At 37.9% G+C, this 24353-nt stretch carries 21 protein-coding genes and 1 pseudogene; 15 read left to right on the top strand and 7 right to left on the bottom strand.

Translation table 11 applies throughout. From position 1 onward, the window contains the following. Positions 1-264: 264 nt before the first annotated feature. The gene (locus PVV63_RS05180; RefSeq protein ID WP_273790969.1) at positions 265-495 is read right to left on the bottom strand and encodes a plasmid partition protein ParG; all 231 of its coding nucleotides are present in this window, start codon (positions 493-495) and stop codon (positions 265-267) included. Then, positions 492-1121: a ParA family partition ATPase gene (gene parA / locus PVV63_RS05175; RefSeq protein WP_273790968.1), complete on the bottom strand. Its 630-nt coding sequence runs from the start codon at positions 1119-1121 to the stop codon at positions 492-494. Before parA ends, PVV63_RS05180 begins: the two co-directional genes overlap by 4 nt. Positions 1122-2114: 993 nt before the next feature. On the opposite strand from parA, the gene PVV63_RS05170 reads away from it, so the two are divergent. Next, complete coding sequence (locus tag PVV63_RS05170) at positions 2115-2444, top strand: TIGR01244 family sulfur transferase (RefSeq protein WP_273790967.1); 330 nt, start codon at positions 2115-2117, stop codon at positions 2442-2444. 2114 nt (positions 2445-4558) lie between these two features. Here PVV63_RS05170 and PVV63_RS05165 read toward each other — a convergent pair. After that, positions 4559-5560 carry a bifunctional riboflavin kinase/FAD synthetase gene (locus PVV63_RS05165; protein ID WP_273790966.1) on the bottom strand — a complete coding sequence of 334 codons (1002 nt, stop codon included), beginning with the start codon at positions 5558-5560 and terminating at the stop codon, positions 4559-4561. Then, positions 5560-6405 (bottom strand): TIGR01459 family HAD-type hydrolase, encoded by an 846-nt coding sequence (locus tag PVV63_RS05160; protein WP_273790965.1) that lies wholly within the window; start codon positions 6403-6405, stop codon positions 5560-5562. Before PVV63_RS05160 ends, PVV63_RS05165 begins: the two co-directional genes overlap by 1 nt. Before the next feature lie 1181 nt (positions 6406-7586). Here PVV63_RS05160 and PVV63_RS05155 point away from each other — a divergent pair. Beyond that, positions 7587-7941, top strand: a pseudogene (locus tag PVV63_RS05155) (helix-turn-helix domain-containing protein). Between the two features lie 698 nt (positions 7942-8639). Here the strand turns inward: PVV63_RS05155 and PVV63_RS05150 are convergent. From PVV63_RS05150 to PVV63_RS05140, 3 genes are all read right to left on the bottom strand, one after another. After that, positions 8640-8786, bottom strand: coding sequence for a hypothetical protein (locus tag PVV63_RS05150; protein ID WP_273790964.1), 147 nt, complete (start codon positions 8784-8786; stop codon positions 8640-8642). Positions 8787-8955: 169 nt separating this feature from the next. Next, positions 8956-9186: an EexN family lipoprotein gene (locus PVV63_RS05145; RefSeq protein ID WP_273790983.1), complete on the bottom strand. Its 231-nt coding sequence runs from the start codon at positions 9184-9186 to the stop codon at positions 8956-8958. Positions 9187-10235: 1049 nt separating this feature from the next. Continuing rightward, positions 10236-10961: a hypothetical protein gene (locus PVV63_RS05140; protein WP_273790963.1), complete on the bottom strand. Its 726-nt coding sequence runs from the start codon at positions 10959-10961 to the stop codon at positions 10236-10238. A gap of 398 nt (positions 10962-11359) precedes the next feature. On the opposite strand from PVV63_RS05140, the gene PVV63_RS05135 reads away from it, so the two are divergent. From PVV63_RS05135 to traG, 13 genes are all read left to right on the top strand, one after another. After that, positions 11360-11680: a TrbC/VirB2 family protein gene (locus PVV63_RS05135; protein WP_273790962.1), complete on the top strand. Its 321-nt coding sequence runs from the start codon at positions 11360-11362 to the stop codon at positions 11678-11680. Then, entirely contained in the window at positions 11681-11989 is a 309-nt protein-coding gene (locus PVV63_RS05130; RefSeq protein ID WP_212112790.1) for a type IV secretion system protein VirB3, read from the top strand. Between the two features lie 22 nt (positions 11990-12011). Beyond that, positions 12012-14366, top strand: a complete 2355-nt coding sequence (locus PVV63_RS05125; protein ID WP_273790961.1) for a VirB4 family type IV secretion/conjugal transfer ATPase — start codon at positions 12012-12014, stop codon at positions 14364-14366. Beyond that, a complete protein-coding gene (locus PVV63_RS05120; RefSeq protein ID WP_273790960.1) occupies positions 14363-14848 on the top strand; it encodes a type IV secretion system protein VirB5 in 486 nt (161 codons plus the stop codon). The genes PVV63_RS05125 and PVV63_RS05120 overlap by 4 nt, the downstream gene beginning before the upstream one ends. Then, entirely contained in the window at positions 14835-15812 is a 978-nt protein-coding gene (locus tag PVV63_RS05115) for a type IV secretion system protein (protein WP_273790982.1), read from the top strand. The genes PVV63_RS05120 and PVV63_RS05115 overlap by 14 nt, the downstream gene beginning before the upstream one ends. Before the next feature lie 210 nt (positions 15813-16022). Further along, positions 16023-16337, top strand: coding sequence for a type IV secretion system protein VirB7 (locus PVV63_RS05110; RefSeq protein ID WP_273790959.1), 315 nt, complete (start codon positions 16023-16025; stop codon positions 16335-16337). Further along, positions 16291-16995, top strand: coding sequence for a virB8 family protein (locus tag PVV63_RS05105; RefSeq protein WP_273790958.1), 705 nt, complete (start codon positions 16291-16293; stop codon positions 16993-16995). The genes PVV63_RS05110 and PVV63_RS05105 overlap by 47 nt, the downstream gene beginning before the upstream one ends. Beyond that, a complete protein-coding gene (gene virB9 / locus PVV63_RS05100) occupies positions 16992-17858 on the top strand; it encodes a P-type conjugative transfer protein VirB9 (RefSeq protein ID WP_273790957.1) in 867 nt (288 codons plus the stop codon). Before PVV63_RS05105 ends, virB9 begins: the two co-directional genes overlap by 4 nt. Continuing rightward, entirely contained in the window at positions 17851-19011 is a 1161-nt protein-coding gene (virB10, locus tag PVV63_RS05095; protein WP_273790956.1) for a type IV secretion system protein VirB10, read from the top strand. The genes virB9 and virB10 overlap by 8 nt, the downstream gene beginning before the upstream one ends. Continuing rightward, positions 19008-20078 carry a P-type DNA transfer ATPase VirB11 gene (gene virB11, locus PVV63_RS05090; RefSeq protein WP_273790955.1) on the top strand — a complete coding sequence of 357 codons (1071 nt, stop codon included), beginning with the start codon at positions 19008-19010 and terminating at the stop codon, positions 20076-20078. Before virB10 ends, virB11 begins: the two co-directional genes overlap by 4 nt. Before the next feature lie 107 nt (positions 20079-20185). After that, the gene (locus PVV63_RS05085) at positions 20186-20359 is read left to right on the top strand and encodes an antitoxin VbhA family protein (RefSeq protein ID WP_275065231.1); all 174 of its coding nucleotides are present in this window, start codon (positions 20186-20188) and stop codon (positions 20357-20359) included. Between the two features lie 10 nt (positions 20360-20369). Next, positions 20370-22001: a BID domain-containing T4SS effector gene (locus PVV63_RS05080; RefSeq protein WP_273790953.1), complete on the top strand. Its 1632-nt coding sequence runs from the start codon at positions 20370-20372 to the stop codon at positions 21999-22001. Positions 22002-22156: 155 nt separating this feature from the next. Next, positions 22157-24073: a Ti-type conjugative transfer system protein TraG gene (gene traG, locus PVV63_RS05075; protein ID WP_273790952.1), complete on the top strand. Its 1917-nt coding sequence runs from the start codon at positions 22157-22159 to the stop codon at positions 24071-24073. Positions 24074-24353 lie beyond the last annotated feature (280 nt).

The following is a 24353-nucleotide window of genomic DNA, read 5'->3' as shown; positions in this document are numbered from 1 at the left end:
AAGAATAAACTTATCTACTCATCTAGCGGATAAGATCACAAGTAGTATGATGATTATCACATTTATAGGGAAAAGTTTGAAACGGAGAATTTTTCGCAAACTCATAGCTCTTTCATGCGATGATACAGAACCTTATGAAAAACAACTTGAATGAAGCAACCATCGTGAAAAAAGAAGAGCACTTTTATTATTAACTTCGTATAAAAACAATCGATATCATCTCTAGAAAAAGCACTCAAACCAACGAAATTATCGTATCATTTTTTACACTTTTCCGTATTTTTGTGAAAGCAATTCGCGGACCTCATCAGCTATTTTAGTTCCACGACTTGCACAACTGACCTTAATCAATCGATGCAAACTTTCTGGTATATCAATCGTGAGGCGCTTCATACCTCCACTCATGCTCCCTTTGTGGCTTCCTACCCATGCATCCGCTGTTAAAGGAATTGATTTATTCGTTGGTTTTGTGCCAATTTTAATTTTTTTATTCATCGCGCTAACTCCTTGATTTCGGCTGCAACCGCTTCAATCTCTGCTGCTGCTGGTCCTTGCTTATCAACTTCATAAACCGCCTTCCCCTGTGCTGCTGCTTCTGCAAAAATCACGCGCTGCGCAACGCTAGAAGAAAGAACATGCACAGGGTATATGCCAAGAGCTTCGTTCACATCACGCCCTATCGCTGTATTGACTATTTTACGATTAATAACAAAAGCAGATTTGAGATTTTCTTTATAAACACGTGCTTCGTCAATCAGCTTTACAATTCCATCCGCTGCCCAAATATCATAGGGACTAGGCAAAACAGGTATAAGCACCAAATCCGAAGCCATAAGAGCACTACGAGCAAGATCAGTTACACGCGGAGGACCATCGATAATAATATGATCATAACCATGACCAATCTGTGTAATCTCTTTGTGAACCGTTGCACGCGGTAAACCAATAACCGAAAACAAAGGTGCATCTTCACGCGCAGCAGCCCAATCCAATGCGCTTCCCTGTGGATCAACATCAATAAGCAATACCCGTGCACCGGTACGGGCAAAACTGGCCGCAAGATTAACACTCAACGTCGTTTTTCCGACACCTCCCTTTTGATTCAAAAGTCCAATAATCATTTATTACGCCTTTCAGCATTATCGTTTTTACGATTATACAGAAAGTAATAAAAGAAACAAGCATCCAATACGTGCAAAATAACCATTTCTCCTATTTTTAGGATAAATAACAATAGCCCGCAATTTTTTATAATATTCTTTTAGCATGAGCAAAAACATTATGAAGATGATATTCTTGAAAAGAACAAAATAAATTTAAAAGAGGCATGCTCTTCTTCCCCCTCCCTAAAACGAAGATTCTTAAATCCATGTCGATCTGTAAACAATGCGCTGTAAATGATCCAGCTTCTTATTTTGCGCCGGCCTTTTGGGCTTCTCCCTTCATGCTATCCACTTAATACAACTCTACAAGCAAGCTCCACTCTGAATATACAACAAACTATAAGGAGAATTCATTGTTTTGCACGTTGAATGAGAGAGCCGAAATCAGGAAGATTCTCTCATTTCATGCCTCTTATATTAAATTAATCAAAATCATATCTCTTGTACGTACAAGCAGGGCTGGCGTGTGGGCAAGAACTGTACAAAAAAGGATTTAAAATGCTTCTTATGCAGAATCTCCAGTACCAAGAACTATTACAATATTGGGGGCTGGCAAATATAATAGGTGCCGACTTCCTTCTTCATAAGCGTAAAAAGGGTGGTGATCCATGAATTTTATACTCTTTGACGCTCGACAGAGTAAAATGGGCTTAAGAGAAATAAGGGTGCCTCTAGCAAGCGCGTAAACAAGCAACACAATGAAATGTCTATGTTTAGTAAACACTATAGATTATCCATAAAGACCAAACATCCGTCTTTCATAAATCGCATAACGAACATGTTGCGGAGTGAGATATTTTGCATCTTATAGCTCATTTTTCCCAAATAGATTTTCTCGACAAAAAGAATATTTTTGTTAAGATGCCACTGAAAAACTTACCTTCATTATGTTCTTTCTATATACCAGACCAGAGGGTATCGTGAAGATCATGCAATTGGGAATAAACAAAAATGAATTTACAACAAATTGAACCTGATATTTTTATCAGCGCCCAACTTAGCATAGAAAATATCAAAACATTGGCACAAGCTGGTTTTAAAACAATTATCTGTAACCGCCCCGATCACGAAGAGCTCCATCAACCTGACTTTTCTAGCATTAAAACGGTCGCAAATGAATATGGCATAAAAGCCTATCACATTCCCATTTCTCCTCCAACTATAGAAAAGTCAGCTGTTGAAGCCATGCAAACAATTTTAAAAACAGCCTCTCTGCCTCTTCTTGCCTATTGCCATCACGGAGCACGCTCGCTGCATCTTTATCGTTTAGCGCGTCTTTAAACAGAGGGTTCGCACACTTCCTCCTCGCCTTAAAAGACGAAAATTCTTAAATACACATCGATTTGTAAAAAACAATCTGTCAATAATCTTTGTCTTGCGCCTTTCCCTTGGCTTGCCACTTCATAAAACTCTACAAGCAAGCTTTGCTCCTCAATATACAACAAGCATGCACACCCGACGCCATAAAAATGCGTGAAAATTCATATGATGATCAAAGAAAATTATTTTCACCTCACTTTTTATCACTGCTCCACCTTCTTTTTCTCTTCCTTTACCAATACGAGCTCATTCGTACGCCACAGACACCTAAAACGACAGTAAAACCACTAAGAAAACCCCATATTCCGAATAAAAGGCGTGCAGAGTATTTTATAAAAAAAGCCGTAAGCCATAATCTATGATTAACTACAACATATTGATTTATAACAATTAATTATTTTGCACGTTGAATGATAAATCCTAATACCGTAAGATTCTCTCAAGTCTATTTATAGTGAAGCAATCAAAAGCGTGTTTCTTGCATGTCACAAGCAGGAAGTATTCGTGTGAAATAAAACGAGTTAAGAACAAACTCTCATAAACGCTCTCAAATAGCCAAGACTGTACAAAACTGAAGGCTTGTCAATATAACGGATGGTGTCGGATTGCTCTTTTATTAGGCATAAAGATGATAGCGCTCAACGAAGCTTGCACGATACCATTCATGAGAGCCATCATGAAAATGAATATGGGAAGCGTTGAGAGATATTTCTTCAAAAGAAGCGCATAAATTAGCAAAACAAGGATATTCCAGTATTTTATTTTACCTGTGGGGCGTGATATCCTATTCAAAGAACAACAAAAGCCTGAAGCTGTTATTTTCATGATTTAAGAGATATTGCTCTGGACCCTTTTGAAAGTAGCAAAGCCGAATTTAAAAAAGACTGTCATCTGGACTGATTTTCCCCTTTATAACTTCATATTTTTTCCCAATAAGGCTGTAAACCGGTTTCAGAGATTACGCAAATGGATAATGCAATAGGGCTATCCTCATCTAGCATACAAAAGCTGTAACAGCAGGGAGAGCACTAAAGCGCTTTAATCTTTGTCTCAAACATACTGCTCGCGTTGGGGATCGCTAAAGAAAAAGTTTTATAAGAAAAACAACACGATAAAGTCACGAATAGACCGAACATAGATTGGAAAGATGTTCTAACTTTTATCCAATATTTCTATCAAAAAACAACAAAACATTATTGGCTTTGTGTTTTCATATCCTTACAAGACTGTCTTTCCTTTTCATTATAGGCGTTACATTTGTGAAAGACAAAGGAAATATATGGATAGTTTTTAACTTGAAAATCTGAAAGATTGACGTGTTACGACAACAAAATTGTGCCTTTATCCATCAAAAGCATTAGAAATTTTGAAACAAATACACCTGCTTTCTCGCAATGATTTCTTTTATCTACAATCAATCGCAGTCTCCTTAATATGCATTCCCCATCACAATATACAAGAGAAACGAAACTTAAAGCATTTTCCAGCAGCTTCATTCTCGTTTACGTGATTGGTTAGCACGAAAACTGCTGCTGAGCACTAAATCTTCTTCACAAGACTCGACAAACAAAACTTTTGTAAAAATATTCATTACATAATACAAAATATCACATGCGTAAGGTTACACGAACCAACTCTCATCATAAACGATGATACGGCATAAATGACATAATAAGCCAAATTAGAAAAAAGAAACAATAAACTTTTAAAATAAAAAAAGTCATCAATTAAATTTTATCAAACTATAAGCTTAAAATCGCAAGAAGTTTTAAAAACAGCCTTTCTCCTTCTTCACGTCTATTATTGCTAAATAGGCTGGTTGCTTATTCTTTACTGCATCTTTTATGATGAGTTTTAACGTATCAGAAAGAAACAAGCAGTAAAGTTTTGAATGACAACAAAAACCATAAAGTTAACTTTGAAAAAAATGATGCCAAAATCAGATCTTCAGATATTCGATTCTCCCTCTCAACAACGGAAAAAACATATATTCCACGATGTTTTGGAATATATGTTTGTGATTATAATCACTTTAAGTGCTATTTTTACAGCTCTTCTCTCTTTTTCAGATCAGTTTAGGACATATTTTTAAAAGTAAGCAGCCTATCCAACGTTGATAATGGTTGTACTGTCTTTAAAATTTCTTTTGCTTTTTTTTCATCACGATGCATTTGCGCAATCAAAGGTTCAAGCCCATCAAATTTTTCTTGTCCTCGCAAAAACTGGAAAAAAGAAACGGTACAGCTTTCCCCATAAAGGTCGTCGTTAAAGTCAAACAAATAGGTTTCCAAAAGGGGAGCACCATCTTTAACAACCGTTGGACGACAACCAAAGCTTGCAACACCATCATACAAAACACCGTTCGCACGACGCAAACGTACCGCATAAACACCATGAGCCAAACGAACTTGGGGAGGCAACATTTGATTAGCGGTAGGAAATCCCAAAAGACGTCCAAGTTTTTCACCTTGAATAATATTGGAGCGTATCCGATAGTGATACCCTAATAAATGGGCTGCTTTGTCCACTTCCCCTTGTGAGAGAAGTTGCCGAATAAAACTAGAAGAAATGATCAAAGGTTGTGAATCTTGAGAACGAGAAACGCAAGAAACTTGCACAACCTCAAATCCATATTTCTCTCCCCTTTGGCAAAGAAGATGTACATTTCCGCTTTTCTGATGACCAAATTGAAAATTTTCGCCTGTCACCACAACTGAAACATCAAAAACTTCCTTTAAAAACGACTTGATAAATTCGTCCGCTGAAAGAGCGGCAAACTGTGCATCAAACGGCTGTTCAATCACGCAGTCAAAGCCAAGGGTTTTAAAAATTTCAGCTTTTTCAGCTGCCTCTGTCAAACGATAGACAGGAGCTGAATGTTGAAAAAAACTTCTTGGATGGGGTTCAAAGGTTAAAACAACTGCTGGTTTCTTTTTTATACGGGCGAAATCAAGCGCTTTTTGCAACACCACCTGATGTCCGCAATGAACACCATCAAAATTTCCAAGTGCCAACACTGCTCCCCGCCAAGCCGAGGGAAACATATGAATTCCCTGAAGACGCAAAAAATTAGTCATTACTGAAGTGCCCACATGATTGCTTGTGGTTTATAACCATGACGTTCAAGAAAAGAATGCAAAGCTTGCTTATCAACCACACCATTTTGCGTATAATCATAATGATGAATCCCCCCCATAATATAAAGGGCATCAAGACCAAAATGAGCCGCCCCCTTAATATCCGTTAAAAGACCATCACCAATAGCTAAAACTTGACTTTTTTCTACTGTTCCCCGTACTTTTTGAAGTTTTTCAAAGGCACATTCATAAATAGGCGCGTGAGGTTTTCCAGCAATGCGCACCTCCCCCCCTAATTGTTGATAAAGACGAGCCAATGCACCAGCGCACCAAAATTCTTTATTTCCATAATGGACAATCACATCTGGGTTCGCACAAATAAAAGGTAAATTCCGCGACCGCATGCGACGAAACATCTCCTCATAAGCAGAGGGTTCTTCGTCAAAATCCTCAAGAAAACCGCTACAGACGACAACAGAAGCCTCCCATTCTTCAACAAATTCACACTCTAACCCTTCAAACAGCACCAAATCATGCTGTGGACCAATGAAAAAAACTTTACGCGGAGCAGTCAGAATAAGATCGCGCGTTACATCCCCTGAAGTGATAATGGCATCATAATAGTCGCTATGAACATTCATACTTTGTAATTGAGCAGCAACATCTTCCCGTAGCCGAGGAGAATTGGTCAATAAAATGACAGTTTTTCCCATTTGTCGGATTTTATACAACGCCTTCAACGCTGGTTCAAATGCATGTACACCGTTATGCACAACACCCCACACATCACAAAAAACAGCATCATAATGCGCTATAATAGTCTCAATATGGGTAACTTCATTCATGGTGCACCTATCTCTATTTGTCATTTAAAGCTGTCTTTTACTTCAAAATTACTTACCGAAAGATAATACTTGTGTCATCTGCTTTCTCAAACCATATCCCAACTTTTTATCGTCTATAGAGATCATAAGAAATGATAAAATAACTAAGTTATCATTAAGTTGTGCAAAATTCTAAAATGCTTGATAGCAAAAGCTTATCATTCCCCAATGCTCATTTTTCTCATAAAAATTTTAATTCTAACAACAACGACGTTGGTAGAGTTTTTTATCTAAAATACTCAAATTCTTCACTGAGAAAATAAACGTATCCCCCTCTTAAAAACATGCATCATGAGAAAGCCCAATATATTTTCTCATTTCAAATCTGTTTATATTGAATCAATCAAAACTATTGACTTGCACATTATAAGCGGAGAGCCTACAGATAAAAACACGTGAAGAAAGAAAAAATAGCTCTTATGCTCCCTTTCAAAGGCAAAAACTGTCGTAATATTTTGAACTGGCCGAGAGTATATGCCGTCCGAGCATCTTTTTTTCAATATAGCTTTTATCCCATTCATAGAGGCTTTTACACTACACACTTTACGAAGCACCATTGTAAAATAGGCGCTAACATTGAGAAATATCTTCTTAAAAAAATGTGTGAATATACAACAATCAGATCTATAATGTTTTGAGTTTATTTTGCATGAGGGCTCTTTACTCATAAAAGCTTTCCCCTATCATCATGATATCTCAGACGCATCAAAACAAGCCATTTTGGTATTGGTTAAGAGCAACACCGTAAGCGGTGCCTTGAGCTTAAAAACCAAGGTTTACCTTCGTAAAATGCATATCTGATGTCATGCGTTTAGTAAGCAAACCTTAAAAGTTTGAAAGGCAAACAACCTCTCATTTGGAAAAATCTTGTCCGTCTCAAGAAAAACTATTTTTATTGCCAATCTCCTAAAATTACTTTATGAGTCAGAAAGTGTCTTGGTCGCATACGCAACGACCAATAGGGATTAAAAGCCTGAAAACTCAAACATGAATTGACCCCGCTTTGCGGGTATCCCGGAATTCCGGGAGATTTTGCTATGTCCAAGTTCTTCTCAGCACTAAAAGCAAAATGCTGATTTGAGTTGAGTACTTTTAACTCCCGGAATACTCATGCGAGGGCGCTCGCAACCGGTGGGGGAAAAATGCAAGCTCCAAATCTTAATATTGATCTTTTTGTAGGCAAAAAGATTCGCTTTAGGCGAAAAATGCTAAAAATGTCTCAAAAAACATTAGGGCATTATTTAGGTGTCACTTTCCAACAAATCCAGAAATATGAAAAAGGCTTAAATCGCGTGAGCGCAGGACGTTTAAAGGAAATTTCCGATATTTTGAATGTTCCACTTGCCTTTTTTTTACACTGATATCATCAAAAAAGACAACACCCCGTACCATTATGATGAAATCGCCTCGAGCAAAGAGGAATATTTGCTTTTAAAAAGTTTTAGAGTCCTCACATCTGTCAAACAGAAAGCGATTTTAAACTTAATTTGTGATTAAAATTAAAACGCTTTAAAAGCATAGCTATAGGGTGCTACACGCCCTATTCTTAGCTTTCTCCCCACACGCCAAGATGCCCCCCTCCTTAAACCGGTTGATGAATAATCCGCCTTCTCAAAAATAGCTCCTTCTCAGATTCCCATTTCATATGGTTCCTTTCACAAAATTATACAAGCAAGCCCTCCCTTGAATATTCATCACACTCTCTCATCAAAACACCCCATGTATAAAGTCTTATGTCTTATATCACCACACCCGCAAACGATAGCGTTTTACAGCACAACAGAATAAGCATTTATCCGTATTTAAAGGAGCTACCTTTTCGCTATGGACGCTCTCTTTATTTTAGATGATGTGCATTAATATACCTGCTATAAAGACTTAGTATCTGTTATAAAGTTTTAAAGGCATATTTTTCCTTTAAAATCTCAATGCTACAGCAACTCCATCATAAGGCAACATGTTGATTTATAATGAGTATTCATTATTGTACATGTTAAATGAGAATCCAGAATATCGTAAGATTCTTTCATTTCAAATCTGTTCCATGTTGAATCAACCAAAACTATATCTCTTGCAGGTTACAAGTGGGAAGAGGCGTATGGATAAAAACTATTAAGTAAGAATTAAAAATGCCTCTAATGAACCGTCTCAAGTACCAAGAGCTGTAAGCAACACCCACAAGCTGACAAACTGTGTCATGTTGCAAGGCTTACTCCGTTATGAAGCGTAAAGATGGGGGGCTCAATGGATTTACCCTTATACCCCTTTACGAACAGCGTCGCAAAATAGGCTTGGATACCTTGAGAGATATTTCTATAAGACAATGTATCTAGTTCTCTCATGATCATAATCCTCAATCTGATAAAGTTGAAACAAACAATAGGATTGCGAATATGATTTAGGGAGCTCATCTGAAAGATGAAAAATGATAAAAAATTCCGCTATAACAATTGAAGAAGCGAGCATTCGTTGAGCCGTAACTTCTTTATTTTAGAATTTTTATATCACACTTTACTGTTGAGATGCATGACCACTGTCTGTAACATCAAGCTTTGGCGAGAAAAACATTTCAGTATCTGCTTGTAAGACATTTTGACAGTTTTTAGATTCCTTAACAGCTTGTCCTGAAAAAAAACACTTCATTCCCCATTCTTCTTTTAATTTTGCATCTTTTTTAAAATCTTCTACGCTATAGTTTTTTTCACACCCCACGACGAATAATAGAGCCGTGCATAATAAAATAATTTTTTTTCATTTTATCCCTCTTTAAATATCTTATCTGTTAATATCATCCCCCCAAATGAGGGTTGAATTTTCACACTGTATGAGAATACAGCCTCACTATCACTGACTTGCTTTCAAAGTGAACACTCTGAGTAAAATAACGCAAAGAAGAGCTCACAATAGCTATCATATGAGTTTTCATAAAATACAATGAGAAGGAAAGAGCCCAAACTAAACACAAATGACGAAATCAGAAGACGCATTAATGCTTTTGTCCAACTAATTTCAAATAGTTACATTGCAATAAGCATCGCCCCTAGCCCTATAGAAAGCCTATGAGCATTATAATACTTAAGTCTCACGATCATTGAACCACAAAGCCATAACAAAAAAGTATGAGCTCTTTTTACCTATTTGTATGTTGATTATTGTTCCCCCATCGAATGCTTAAATAGAAACGTTTTACGGTACATAGAAAACAATCAACAAGGCAAATCATTTTTACGAAGATTTCTTCGTGTAGAGTCTACTTGAAATCCATCCATCTTTTAGAAATCTGAATTTAGAAGCAGATAATTATGAAAGCTTTTCAAGGAATGCAACAGATTGATCACTTTTAAAGAAGTAAAAAACGTGATCCAATCCTGAAGATAAAATTCTGATGAAGAAAACTTTTGCTAGGAATTCTTTTAAGGCATTGTAAAATATTCTATCAGTTATATCAAACGTTATCCCATTTTGGGGGCTGTTCATTTTTCACTTTTTCAACTTCGCTCTAGAAATCCGTTTCTTGAGCGTTTTTTATCGTCTCACTTTCTCCTTCAAACACAAATACTCAAAAATGCTTTGCCACCAACAATGAAGTTTTCCTGCTTGTATAAAACACATAAGTAAAAATAGAAGAGCGATTTTGAGAGCAAACCTCCCTGAAAAAGGAAGTATCATCCATTTACTTCATAAACGAAAATAATCTCACGGTTTATTCAAATTTGCTCTATGGTTTGGTACAATTTTATTGATAAAGCTTTCTCTATAAAGATTTAAGTAAATATGTTCGTTAAAACCAATCACGGACTTGCAAAGGGGTTGTAAGATCCATTATCTCTCCGCCATTTTAAAGGTTCAGTGAAATCACTTGACCAAAGACCAATCTTGTTGCCACGTGCTTTTTCTTCCGCATGATGATACTGGGCTGGAATAGGATTTTTTCCCTCTTTTGAGAGTACCAACATACCTTCTGTAAGACCTGCCTCAGCTAAATCAACCCCTTGAACAAAACATTGCGCATAATAAACACCATTGTGCATCAAAGCCTGTTTACAGGATAAATCCTGCCCAAGTGTTTTGGTGACAAGCCAAGCCATTGTAACCACACCACAGGGCCATTCTTGATCATTTAATCTTGCTTTTTGACGGGGTGCACATGTGTCTACACCATAAAGATGAATATCACGGATGATATGTGATCGCCAAGATTGTGCAGAAGGCGTCAGTAATTTAAATGTAACCCCACTTGTAACAGAAGCCTTACCATGAAAAACAACAGCATTATTTGCAACATCGTTTAATGAAACACTCTTCTGCAAATCGAGATCTGATTCATTTTTTTCTAATTGCTGTTTGGTGATAGATTTACCCAACTTTTTTTCTTCTCGATAGAGATCGACAATATCTTGTATATCTTGCGTCTCAAATGTCTTAAGAATGCTGAAATCCATTTTATCTTTATATTGGCTTAATCCCCACACTATGGAACCCATAATGTAAACAATAACAATCAATTTAAATAGCATTTCTTAACACGCTCGCTCAAAAAATTCATTGTTTTTCTATCCTTTCACATTATTTATCAGCAATCCCCTTGTTTTTAAAGAAAAAAATCAAATATCTGTGTTGCATATTAACTACACTTTGTAAAGAATAATATTCCTTCTTGCATTGTTTTAATATTGTTGTTTTTACAAATGAGTACAACTTAAAATTGCCATTTTCATGTAGCACAATCTCAATTTGAAAAGACTTCTGTCTCTTTAAGAAGAAGAGCTTGAGAGTGAACAGATCCACGATCAAAGCTTTAAAAACAAACAAATGAGGAGAATTAAACTGTCATCAAATGACAACACTCTCCAGTTTGTTAGAGGCAATGGAATGTCGACATATGAACAAATATTATTTGTTAAAGAGAGGTAAAATGACAGATAATAGATTCCAAAACATCATTTTTATCGTGACCATGCTGCTTTTTACGGCAGTTTTTGTATCTGATCTTTCTTATGCTGCTCCTGCTGCTAGTGGAGGTGGTTTCGGGAATCTTGATGGTGTTTTAGGCAACATTGTCGCAATGATGACGGGTGCAACGGCAAAGCTTATTGCAATTATATGTGTTGCTGCTGTGGGGATTGGTTGGATGTACGGCTTTATTGACTTACGCAAAGCAGCTTACTGTGTTCTGGGGATTGCTATTGTTTTTGGTGCCCCTGCTCTCGTTGGTAAATTAGCGGGCACAACATAAATGAACGAAGATACTCTTTTCCTTGCCTGTACGCGCCCAGCCATGTTTGCTGGTGTTACAATGGAAGCGATGGCGCTTAATGTCATGGCGACATCCATTCTTTTCATTTTGACCAGTGATTTTACCATGTTTGGTCTTGGGATTGGGATGCACTTTATTTTGCGAGAAGTGACAAAGTATGATCACAACCAATTTCGCGTATTATTTGCATGGCTCAATACCCGAGGAAAACAAAAAAACCTCAACAGATGGGGAGGAGGTTCGACCTCCCCTTTACGCCTTATCCGCACTTATAAGGAACTAAGCTGAAGGAACGAAGCCGGTGAAACAGATGTCAATAATGAAACGGGAAACTTTGCCTGAAGAATATATTCCCTATATACGCTACATCAACCAACATGTCGTTGCTTTAAATTCACGTTGTTTAATGGTTGTGTTGGCTGTTGAGGGTATAAATTTTGACACTGCGGATATTGATCAATTAAATTCTTTACACAACCAATTAAACACCCTTTTAAAAAATATCGCAGACGAACGGCTTGCTTTATATTCTCACATCATCCGCCGCCGTGAAACGATATACCCAGAAGGTCATTTTCTTTCATCTTTTGCAACAACATTAGATGAAAAATATAAAAAGAAAATGGTTTCGCAAGAACTGTATAGAAATGATTTGTTTATTTCACTGCTTTGGAATCCGGCAGCGGATAAAACAGAAAAGCTGGTTTCATTTTTTCAGCGCTTGAGCAAAGCGAAGAAAACACAATCTGAACCCGATGAGGAAGCTATTCGTAAACTCGAAGAGTTAAGTCAAGATCTTATGCAAGGTTTGGAAGAATATGAAGTCCGTCTGCTATCAATCTATGAACATGAAGGACTTTTATTTTCCGAACAAAGTGAATTTCTCCACCAGTTGGTAGGGGGAAGACGTGAGCGTATTCCTCTCACATTTGGAACTATTGCTTCAACAATTTACTCAGATCGTGTTATTTTTGGGAAAGAAATTATCGAAATTCGCCATGAAAGCAATGAACGCTTTGTGGGCATGTTTGGATGGAAAGAGTATCCTTCTAAAACACGCCCAGGTATGACTGATGGTCTGCTTACGGTGCCATTTGAATTCATTTTAACACAATCCTTTGTCTTTAAAAGTAAGGCAGCCGCCAGTGCGATTATGAGCCGCAAACAAAATCAAATGATCAATGCAGCTGATCGTGCTAGCTCACAAATCGATGCACTAGATGAAGCGCTAGATGATTTAGAATCAAACCGTTTTGTTTTGGGAGAACACCACATTTCTTTAGCTGTTTTTGCTGATCATCCCAAAATATTGTCTGAAAACTTATCAAAAGCACGTTCCCATTTAACCAATGGAGGAGCGGTGATTGCCAGAGAAGATTTAGGATTGGAAGCAGCATGGTGGGCACAGCTTCCTGGAAACTTTAGCTATCGGGCGCGTTCAGGCGCCATTACTAGCAGAAACTTTGCCGCTTTATCGCCTTTCCATTCTTTTCCCGTTGGCAAACTGAAAGATAATGTTTGGGGAGCTGCTGTCGCATTGCTAAAAACACAGGCTGGTTCACCTTACTATTTTAATTTTCATTATGGCGATCTTGGAAACACGTTTGTTTGTGGTCCATCGGGATCCGGTAAAACAGTGATTGTTAATTTTCTTCTTGCACAATTACAAAAACACAATCCAACAATGGTTTTTTTTGATAAAGATCAAGGAGCAGAGATTTTTGTACGGGCTGGAGGAGGGAAATACAAACCTTTAAAAAACGGGCAGCCCACGGGTATTGCTCCCTTAAAGGGCATGGAATACACCGAAAAAAATAAAATCTTTCTTCGTAATTGGATCTTAAAGCTGGTAAGCGCTGAAGGGCAAATCGTAACAGAAGAAGAGCGACAAGATATCGCCAAAGCTATTGATTCCTTAGAAAACTTACCCCCAACCCAGCGCTCTCTTGGTGCACTTCAACTGTTTTTTGACAACACATCCAAAGAAGGGATTGCCATACGGCTGCAACGCTGGATTAGAGGCAATGATTTAGGATGGGTTTTTGATAATGATCAAGATGATCTCAATTTAAATGCGCAATTCATTGGATATGATATGACCGATTTCTTAGACAATGAAGAAATTCGGCGTCCCTTAATGATGTATCTCTTTCACCGCATTCTTGATTTGATTGATGGGCGGCGCATCATTATTGTCGTTGATGAATTCTGGAAAGCTTTGGAAGATGATTCATTCAAAGCTTTTGCTCAAGATCGGCTAAAAACAATCCGTAAACAAAATGGCATGATGCTCTTTGCAACACAAAGCCCTAAAGATGCTTTGAACTCAACAATCGCGCACACAATTATTGAGCAGTGCCCCACTCAAATATTTTTTCCAAATCAAAAAGCAAATTATAATGATTATGTCGAAGCTTTCAAACTTACTGAGCGTGAATTTGAACTGATACAGTCAGAATTAAGCAGAGAATCCCGTCGTTTTCTCGTCAAACAGGGGCAAAGTTCCGTTGTTGCAGAACTTAACTTACGTGGAATGAATGATGAGATCGCCGTTTTAAGCGGCACAACAAAAAACATTGAACTCATGAATGAAATTATCAACGAATATGGAGCTGACCCTGACAAATGGCTGCCCATATTTTATCAAAGGAGAAAAAATCAATGAAAAAATATGGCTTAGTTACACTGTTATCTTTTTCTTTTATTTCTCATGCAATATCACAAACGACACCCGATGCGGAGGAATATTATAAACAAGCACTCGAGAACACACAAAAATTAAATACTGCAAAATCAGAAACAGCTGAAAGCATTTATAAAAGTGCAACAGATACTGCAAAAAAAATTAAAGAAATAAGTAATCAACTTGAAAATATTAAATCAAAACCAGACACAAAACCCGAAGAATTGCAAGCCCTTCGACAAGAGATTCAAGTAAAGCTTTCTCTTCTTCAAGCAGGTCTTCAAGTAAGTTCTTTAAAACTTCAGTCTCTCGATATGATTCAAGCAAGAGATACGAAAACAAAAGATGAATTACGTGAAGAAAAGGAACAACAAAAGCATAAACATCTTGAGGCACAATTAAAAGAAAAAGAAAAACAATTAAAAGAAAAACTTGAAAGTACGAATACAAATGTCAGACTTTAGTTTTTCTCCCTTTGAAAGCGTTTCTGGGTATATTTTAAAACCCTTAGATAATGTGATGGACACAACGGTGAGTGGGCTATCTTCTGCTATTTCAGCGCCCTTAAATCTCGCTGCAATCATTTTTATCTTTCTTTATGGCTATAATGTTATGACAGGTCGCGTTGCGCTTTCCATGCATAGTCTTCTCAATAATGTTGTTAAAATCGTTGTTGTTACAACAATGGCAACGAATGCGGATACATTTAATACTTACGTCAAGGATATTTTCTTCAAAGATTTATCCAACGCTATTGGGAATGCGCTTAACAGCAATCCTGCAAGCTCCAATGTTTTTGATTATATTTTGTTAAAGGCAAGTTCGCGCTATCAAGAAGTCTTATACAATGCTTGGTTTTTTGAAAAGATCATTGTGGGTCTTCTTGGTTCTATCATGCTTCTCGCGGTTATTCTTTTTTGTATAGGTGGTTTTATTGTGCAAATGTTTGCACAAGTTGCACTCGTCATGATTATAGGTCTTGGTCCTCTATTCATTAGTTTGTATTTGTTCAATGCAACGCGAAAATACTCCGATGCATGGATTACAACTTTGATCAATTTTACCATTTTACAAGTTCTCGTGATCATGCTTGGAACCATTATATGTCAAGTTATCCTCCAGGTTCTCAAAGTTTCATATGAATCAATCTATGTTCTTTTCCCCCCTGTCATCGTCATTTCGATCATAGGGGTTATTATCTTCCGTGCGCTTCCCGGTATTGCAACAGCGCTGGCCTCTGGCGGACCATACTTTAACACTGCTGTCTCTTCAGGAGGACAGGTTTTCACAATGCTTGCCAATAGTGCAAGAGCGAGTGGGAATGCAATAAAAAGTGCCACTTTACAAATCTCAGGAGCTGCCGGTAAAGGTGCGGCAGGTGCGGCGGCAAAAGCAGGAAGATCCGGAGGTGGACGTGGTCGATTTTAAGATAAAGCACCTCTTTAAAAGAATAAGCATTTTTGTTTTTGCCTTGCGTGCGCCCTTTGGCGCACGCACCATGATCTTTTTCCATGAAAGATCTAGCATCTTGGGTCTTACAACAAAACCAATCAAAATCTTGCATCATATAAATTTGTAAAAATGTTCAGAATAAAGGCTCTCATGCATTGTATTCCAAGATATTTGTGAGTTCAAAAAATGAAACGAAAAATAACTTTTGTTATGGTCCTAACAATCGCTCTTACTGGTTGTGCCTCTTTGAGTGGCCCTAAAAAACCACCACGCTGTAATGGCAAACATACACGTGCTTTAAATAAAGATAAGTGGAATTGGGACAATAAAAACGTTGTCCACTCAGAAAAGAGCGTAAAGCCTGTTACCACTCCCATCATTCTCAATACTTTGGAAAGTGAAAAGGTAACAGCCAATTTGGCACTCAATTCAGCTTTATTAAAGCCGGTTATTCATGAAGCACGATCTGATAAAAAAGTGGAGGTTATGCGTGAAAAGTGATGCCCTTGAAGAATATATAAAAGAAGCGCGCTCATTTGACATTGATCGCATGCATAGCATGCGCGTGCGGATGAAAATTTCCATGGCTTTAACAGTGCTTTTGGGATTGATGACGATTGCGCTGGCTTTAGCTGTCGCAGCTTTGACGCCTTTGAAAACAGTAGAGCCTTTTGTTATCCGCGTTGATAACTCAACAGGCATTATTGATACTGTAAGCGCCCTAAAAGAATCCCCTAACGACTATGATGAAGCGATAACGCGTTATTTTGCCAGCCAATATGTTCGTGCTCGTGAAGGTTTTCAAGCATCCGAAGCAGAAAACAATTTTCGCTTAGTTTCTCTTTTATCTTCTCCAAAAGAACAAAACCGTTTTGCAAAATGGTACGCGGGCAATAATCCAGAAAGTCCGCAAAATATTTATCATAACATGATTGCTACGGTCACCATCAAATCAATCTCTTTTATAAGCAAAGATCTTATCCAAGTTCGTTACTATAAAACGATCAGAGACTTTAATGAAAAAGAAAATATTTCCCATTGGATTTCAATCTTAAATTTTTCCTACGTGAACGCACACATTTCAACGTCTGATCGTCTTATCAACCCTCTTGGTTTTCAAGTATCGGAATATAGATCTGATCCAGAGGTGATAAAATGATCAGACTTTTACAAACAATCTCTTTAATTTTTACGATCACTTTCAGCTTTCACACAGTTCTCTCACTTGCAGAAACAGCGCCTGTCAGTGCACGTAAAGATAACCGCATCAGATTTGTCAATTATGACCCCTACAACGTCGTACAAATCATTGGCTCCATTCGCTCTTCGGTTCAACTAGAATTTGCCGTTGATGAAGAAGTAACCTATGTAGGAATTGGAAATTCGGTTGCTTGGCAAGTTGCTCCGGCTGGACACTTTGTTTTTCTCAAACCACGTGAAGTCCAACCTGTGACCAATTTACAAATTGTCACAAGCCGCCAAGATGGAACACAACGCTCTTATCAATTCGAGCTACAAGTCCGTGAAGGTGATGTTTCAGCCGGCAATGAGACGTATTTCTTGGTAAAGTTTCGTTACCCAGAAGATGAAGCATTACGTAAGAAATTAGCCGAAGCAGAAAAAGAAAAACAACGTGAAGAAAACTTTGTCAATGATATTTTAAATATCCATGAAGATTTTGGACCACGCAATTGGGCTTATGAAGCCCAAGGCTCTTCCCTTATTGAACCCGCTTCTGTCTATGATAATGGGAAAACAACAACCTTTATCTTTTTAGGCAACATTGAAATCCCTGCCATTTACATTGTATCGCCTGATGGGCAAGAAGCGCTTATTCCCAAATCCATTAAAGGCAACAAAGTTATTGTTCATGCAACAGGTGCACAATTCACGTTACGACGTGGGAATGAAGTATTGTGCATCTTTAATAAAAGGTTCGTACCAGAAGGAATTAATCCTGAAACAGGTACGACATCACCATCTGTACAACGTAAAATGAACCTAGGAAGCAGCCATGAATAACACCGTGGATGAAAAAAGCATTAATGATCGCGATACAATAAAAAATGCTCAAGGGAAAAGTCAACAGAACAATGTGGGGAAAGCTATTGCTCTTATTATTCTTTTCAGTGTCTGTCTTTATTTAGCCTATTCAACACTTGTTACAGACAAAAAACAACCAATTGAATCTTCAAAAGAAGGAAACGTTATAAAACAAACAGAGCTTTTTCGCCCTGCAAAGCCTACCCCTCCCCCCTTTGAACAGCCTCAACGAAATAACGCTCTATTACCAAAAGTCGAGCTACCAACACCAAACATCAATCAATTAAATTCTGATAACTCACTGCTGGAAGCAGCACAACGTGCTCCTGTATTAGCTTATGCAAGTACACAACAAGGCAAAATAGATTCACAAACAAATAATGGTGTTTTGCCTCACCAACTTGAAAGCAAACCTGATGAAATAACACAACGTTTTAATCATCTTCTTAAACCTACAGTGCTTGAAGGTATTCGTGCTTCAACCCTTGGCAATCGAAACTACATCATCGCGATGGGAACGTCTATCCCTTGTATTTTAGAAACAGCCATAAACAGTGATCAACAAGGTTTTGCCAGTTGTATTGTTTCCAGAGATATCTTATCAGACAATGGTCGTGTTGTCCTTCTTGATAAAGGCACCCAAATTGTTGGTGAATATCGCGCCGGATTGAAAAAAGGCCAAACACGTCTCTTTGTACTATGGAATAGAGCAAAAACCCCCAATGGTATCATTATATCCTTAGCTTCACCGGCAACGGATGCTTTAGGGCGTTCTGGTATGGATGGAGATATTGATAACCATTGGCTTGAGAGGATTGGGTCTGCGCTTCTTGTATCACTAATAAAAGATGTAACACACTATGCCAATAAACGTTTATCAAAAAAACAGGAAAAAGAAGAAACTGAAACAGTCTCTTCAGGACAAAACATCGCAAACATTCTCGTAGAAAATTACGCCAATATTCCTCCAACATTATCCAAAAACCAAGGGGAAATGGTGAATATCTTTGTTGCCCGCGATTTAGATTTTTCCAGCGTTTATAAATTGAAAGTCATCGAAAACAAAAAACAGATTATCAATCGAGCTGTTTCAAGAAACTTTTACAAAAATTCGGCGGTAACTTTAGAATGAACTCAAACTTACATACCATGAGCGATGAAACCGTTGCGATTGTTCTCACAAAACTTGAACCCATCAGTACTTTTTTGAAAGATGATAGTCTCTTTGAAATTGTTATCAATCGTCCCTATCAAGTAATGACTGAAGGGTTTGATGGATGGAAAACAATAGAAGCTCCGGCTCTCTCTTTTAATGAGCTTATGGGGATTGCGAAAGTTGTCGCATCCTATTCCAAGCAAAACATATCGGACAAAAACCCAATATTATCTGCAACGCTACCAGGCAATGAGCGTATTCAAATTGTCATTCCGCCCGCTGTCGAAAAAGACACGATTAGTATGACAATTCGTAAACCGTCATCGCAGAGTTTTTCTCTCGAAGAGCTCGCAAATAAGGGCCTCTTCTCGCTATGTGAACGGGTATCTTTCACGCCCTTGCATGACTATCATTCTCGTTTTAACGAACTCAAAATCATCGAGCATAACTTAGCTCATGCCTACTGTAATAAAGACTTTGTCTCCTTTTTAAATCAAGCTGTAGAATGCCAAAAAAATATTTTAATTGCGGGAAAAACCGGTTCGGGTAAAACAACATTATCAAAAGCATTAATCGCAAAAATCCCTCAAGAAGAGCGTATTATCACCATCGAAGACACACAAGAATTGGTGATACCACACCCTAACCATGTCTCAATGTTCTATTCAAAAGATGGACAAGGCTTAGCCTCCGTTGGCCCCAAAGAGTTGCTTGAATCATCTTTACGGATGCGTCCTGATCGTATTCTTTTGCAAGAACTTCGAGATGGTACAGCCTTTTATTATATCCGCAATGTCAATTCAGGTCATCCAGGCTCCATTACAACGGTTCATGCCTCAACAGCCCTTGCAGCCTTTGAGCAGATGACCCTTTTGGTCAAAGAAAGTGAAGGCGGTGGTGATTTAGAACGTGATGATATTCGAGGACTGTTGATTTCAATGATTGATATCATCATCCAATGCAAACGGATTGAAGGAAAATTTAAAGTCACAGAAATTTATTACGATCCCTTCAAACAACGAAACATCTTTGGAGGGGACTAAAGGAAGATCACACCGGCTGCCAAAGGCTCTTTTAAAGAAACGATTGCAAATAAAAGGAAAAATGCGTGAAAACCAAAGAAACAGAAAACAGAGAAAATCTTTTATCGATGACAGAAGAAGAATTGAAAAAACGCCGTGAAGCCGTTGAAGCAGCCATCAGCACCCATGCAATAGAGGGAATAGCGCTTCATTCCAAAACGTTGAAAATTTTAGAAGAATACGCAAAGGGGAATATTTCACTCGAGGAATTTAATACTCTTATGGACAACACGACATTATAAGGAAGCTACAATGCCAAAAGAAAAATTAAAAAAAACAGATGTGACATCCACAGTGCCTTCCCCTGAACATTATATGTATCCTAAAAGCAAAACATTAAAAAATAAATATGGAATAACAAACCTTGACGCTTTTACGGCAAGATGTGCGCATGATTCAGCAAAAGCGATGGTTAATCTGCGTGAAGCCCCCTTACCAGAAAAGTTTGATAGCTCCTATCTATGCCTTATTCATCAATGTCTATTTGAAAATACCTTTGAATGGGCTGGACAAACCCGCAATGTTCCCTTTACATTTGAAGATGGTACTACTGCCGTCGCTCCAGTAATGAAAAAAATAACAAATTTTGCAGTCGGTAGCGAATTACAAGAAGGTTTACAAAAATTAGATCAAACGCTTGCCGAAAAAAATAATTTGCAGGATTTATCATGCAAAGAATTTGCTTATGAAGCAGCCAAAATATTTGCCTCTCTCAACTATACACACCCCTTTAGAGAAGGCAACGGACGTACACAACGGATCTTTTTTGAAAATCTTGCCAAAGCCGCAGGGCATCAGCTTGATTTTTCACTGGTTACAAAAGAACGCATGTTGGTTGCTAGTGTTGCAGCAATACAAAATGACAATCTAGAACCAATGCAACATCTGTTTGACGATATCTCTAATCCCAATAAAATACCTCTTTTAAAGGAATTCATGAGCAACACGAAAGAACTTGGGCGTAGTGTGAATGATCGCCCTGTTATGGTCACAAAGGAAGGTGAAACCTACACGGGCACCTATAGAGGTGCTGGTCTTAACAGCTTTGCCTGCAATGTAAAAGGAGCTTACATTATCGGCAATAAAGAACATCTCACACCAGAACAACTCAAAACATTAAAACCCGGTGATAAATTTACCTTTACCGTTCCCGAAACAAAAGAGCTTGAAAGCATTCTCATTCCAGAAGAGAAATTAGCCCCTTTGACAAAAAATGAAACGGCCCAAATGGTTGCAGAAGATGCCTGTGTCCACGTAAGCCTAAAACAGGTCCAGAAACTGTCAAAAATTGTTTATGGTAATACAAAAACATTAGACAAACAGATGGTAGAAATCATCAAAAATCCAAGCTTAGGCCAACAGCTCGCCAACAAGATTGAAAGGGCACCGAGCTCTGTTTCTCGTCTTGCAGGTTTCAGTTTATGTGGACTACAAAATCAGGCACGTGCAAACGCTAAAAATCATATTGGTATGCTCTGTACTGCCGTTGCAAATTTCGCGTATGCTGTAAAATATGCTGAAAAGGAAATCACGCAAGAACATGCAACAGAACAAAGTCGCCTTGCAAAAACAATAGAAATGCCAAGTCAAAGCTTGCAAGATCTCTTCGCCTTGCCAAAAGAATTACAGCAGGAAGCTTTAGCAAAAAATCCTTTATGTCAAAAAGAGCTTAGCAACTTTGTAAAAAAGATCAACACCCGTCTTTCACCAAATGAACATAAAGCAGTTCAAAATAATGATTATGAAACACTGGCTCAAAGCATTGGTGTATCAGAAAATAAAGCCAAACAAATTACACAAATTATTAAGCAAACCAAAGAAGTACATCAGCAAGCACAAATATGCACAATGCGCCATTCCAAAGCATTCGCTATGGCCTGCTAAGAATGGATAAAACCTTCCTCCTTGATGAGAAAGGCTCATAAACGAAAACTGTTTGGCGTTATCTGCACCTTTGCAAAAAGAGATGAGAGTTAATATCACGTACCTGAAAAAGAGCATTTCGCAACATATTCTGATAGAATTGAGAGTAAAATACAATGAAATATACCAAAACACAAATGGTACTTATTTTAACACCAATCGCTTTAGGTGCTTTAACGATATTCCTTGTCCCTCATTTTTTACTGTTAATAACAAATGGACTAAAGAGCGATCAAATTTATTGGACTCTTCGTTCTGAGCCTTTATTAGTCTTAGCACTAACGGCTGCTGTTTCATTGTTGTATAGTCTGTCGCAAAAACTGCACTTACGTAAAATAATCACTTTTGTCTCCGTTGTTTTTTTTGGAACAACTGCTCTTTACTATATTGGTGGTGAAATAAAACGTTTAAGTCCCTATGTTGGCCAACAAGGAATAACGTGGAGCTATGCGCTTCAATTCATGGACCCCATGGTTGTCTTTGGCATCATCATTGGTGGTTTTCTTTCCATCATTCAATTCATAACAACCTCTCCACCTAAAAATAAGGTCAAGCGTGCAAAAAAAGGTGTTTTTGGTGAGGCCTCTTGGATGAATTTAAGAGAGGCAGCAAAAATCTTTCCTGCCAATGGGCAAATTGTTGTGGGTGAAAGATACCGTGTTGATCAAGATAATGTGTGCAAAATTCCCTTTGCGCCTGGCAATAAAACAACATGGGGAAAGGGGGGAACAGCCCCTTTGCTAACCTTTAATCTTGATTTTGGTTCAACTCATATGATCTTTTTTGCTGGTTCTGGTGGCTATAAAACCACAAGTACAGTAGTTCCTACGTGTTTAACCTATCCAGGGTCTATTGTTTGTCTTGATCCTTCAACAGAAGTTGCCCCAATGGTCAAATTTGCGCGTCAAAAGATGGGGAATAGAAATGTCATTGTTCTCGATCCCAATTCATTTTTAACAAAAAATTTTAATGTCATCGATTGGCTTTTAGACGACAGCGTACCACGCACACAACGCGAAGCGAATATTGTAAGCTTTTCCAAGTTGCTCCTTACAGATAAAAAATCAGACAATTCTTCAGCAGAATATTTCTCGACACAAGCCCATAATTTATTAACAGCTCTTCTTGCTCACGTTGTATTTTCTGATGAATATGAAGACAGCGAACGCAATTTAAAAACATTGCGTGGCATTCTCTCTCAATCAGAAACAGCTGTTGTTAATCAATTACGCATGATTCAAGAAACAACACCTTCTCCTTTTATTCGTGAAATGGTTGGTATTTTTACAGAAATGGCAGAACAAACCTTTTCAGGAGTCTATACAACCGCCTCAAAAGACACCCAATGGCTTTCTTTGTCCAATTACGCAGATCTTGTCTGCGGAGATGATTTTTTTTCCTCAGATATTGCAAATGGCAATACAGATGTTTTTCTCAATCTCCCCGCAAGCATTTTAAACAGTTATCCAGCTATTGGACGTGTGATTATTGGCGCCTTTCTCAATGCCATGGTTACAGCAGACGGTAACTATAAAAAGCGTGTTTTATTTGTCTTAGATGAAGTTGATCTTCTAGGCTATATGAATATTTTAGAAGAAGCACGCGATCGTGGACGTAAATACGGTACATCCTTAATGCTTTTTTATCAATCCTCTGGTCAGTTGGTCAATCACTTTGGAGAAGCCGGAGCACGCTCATGGTTTGAAAGCTGCTCTTTTGTCAGCTATGCTGCCATTAAAGACCTCCAAACAGCCAAAGACATTTCAGAACGCTGTGGCCAAATGACCGTTGAAGTCACCGGAACAAGCAAATCAAGAGGCTTATCCTTAGGAAAGAGTTCATACAACGTCAATTACCAACAAAGAGCCCTGATTTTACCCCATGAAGTTATTCAAGAAATGCGTCAAGATGAACAAATTATTCTTATGCAAGGACACCCCCCTTTGCGATGTGGTCGCGCCATTTATTTCAGAAGAAAAGAAATGTTAGCCGCAGCTGCAAAAAACCGCTTTGCCCCACAAAAGAAAAACTAACCTCCTATTATGAGATCTTGACTATGAAAAGAACAACCACAAAAACAACATAGATTTCTATTTTTTAAAAACCCGTTAACAAAAAGTTTTTGAACGCTTCCTCACACATATAAGGAAAACATGATAAAAAAATCCGTGTTTTTTCCTTTTTGTATTTTGTGTATCGTTTTACCAGCGCCCATCATCTTTATAAAAATACCACCCCCTCAAATCACCTATAACTAAACCAACATCTCCACTTGGGAAAGTCTGCAAATACATTCCTACAAAGCTTTTTGTG

The sequence above is a fragment of the Bartonella sp. CM31XJBT genome (assembly GCF_028618555.1).
Classification (GTDB): domain Bacteria; phylum Pseudomonadota; class Alphaproteobacteria; order Rhizobiales; family Rhizobiaceae; genus Bartonella.
The sequence above is the reverse complement of the archived record's forward strand: the minus strand, read 5'-3'. Positions and strand labels throughout refer to the sequence as shown.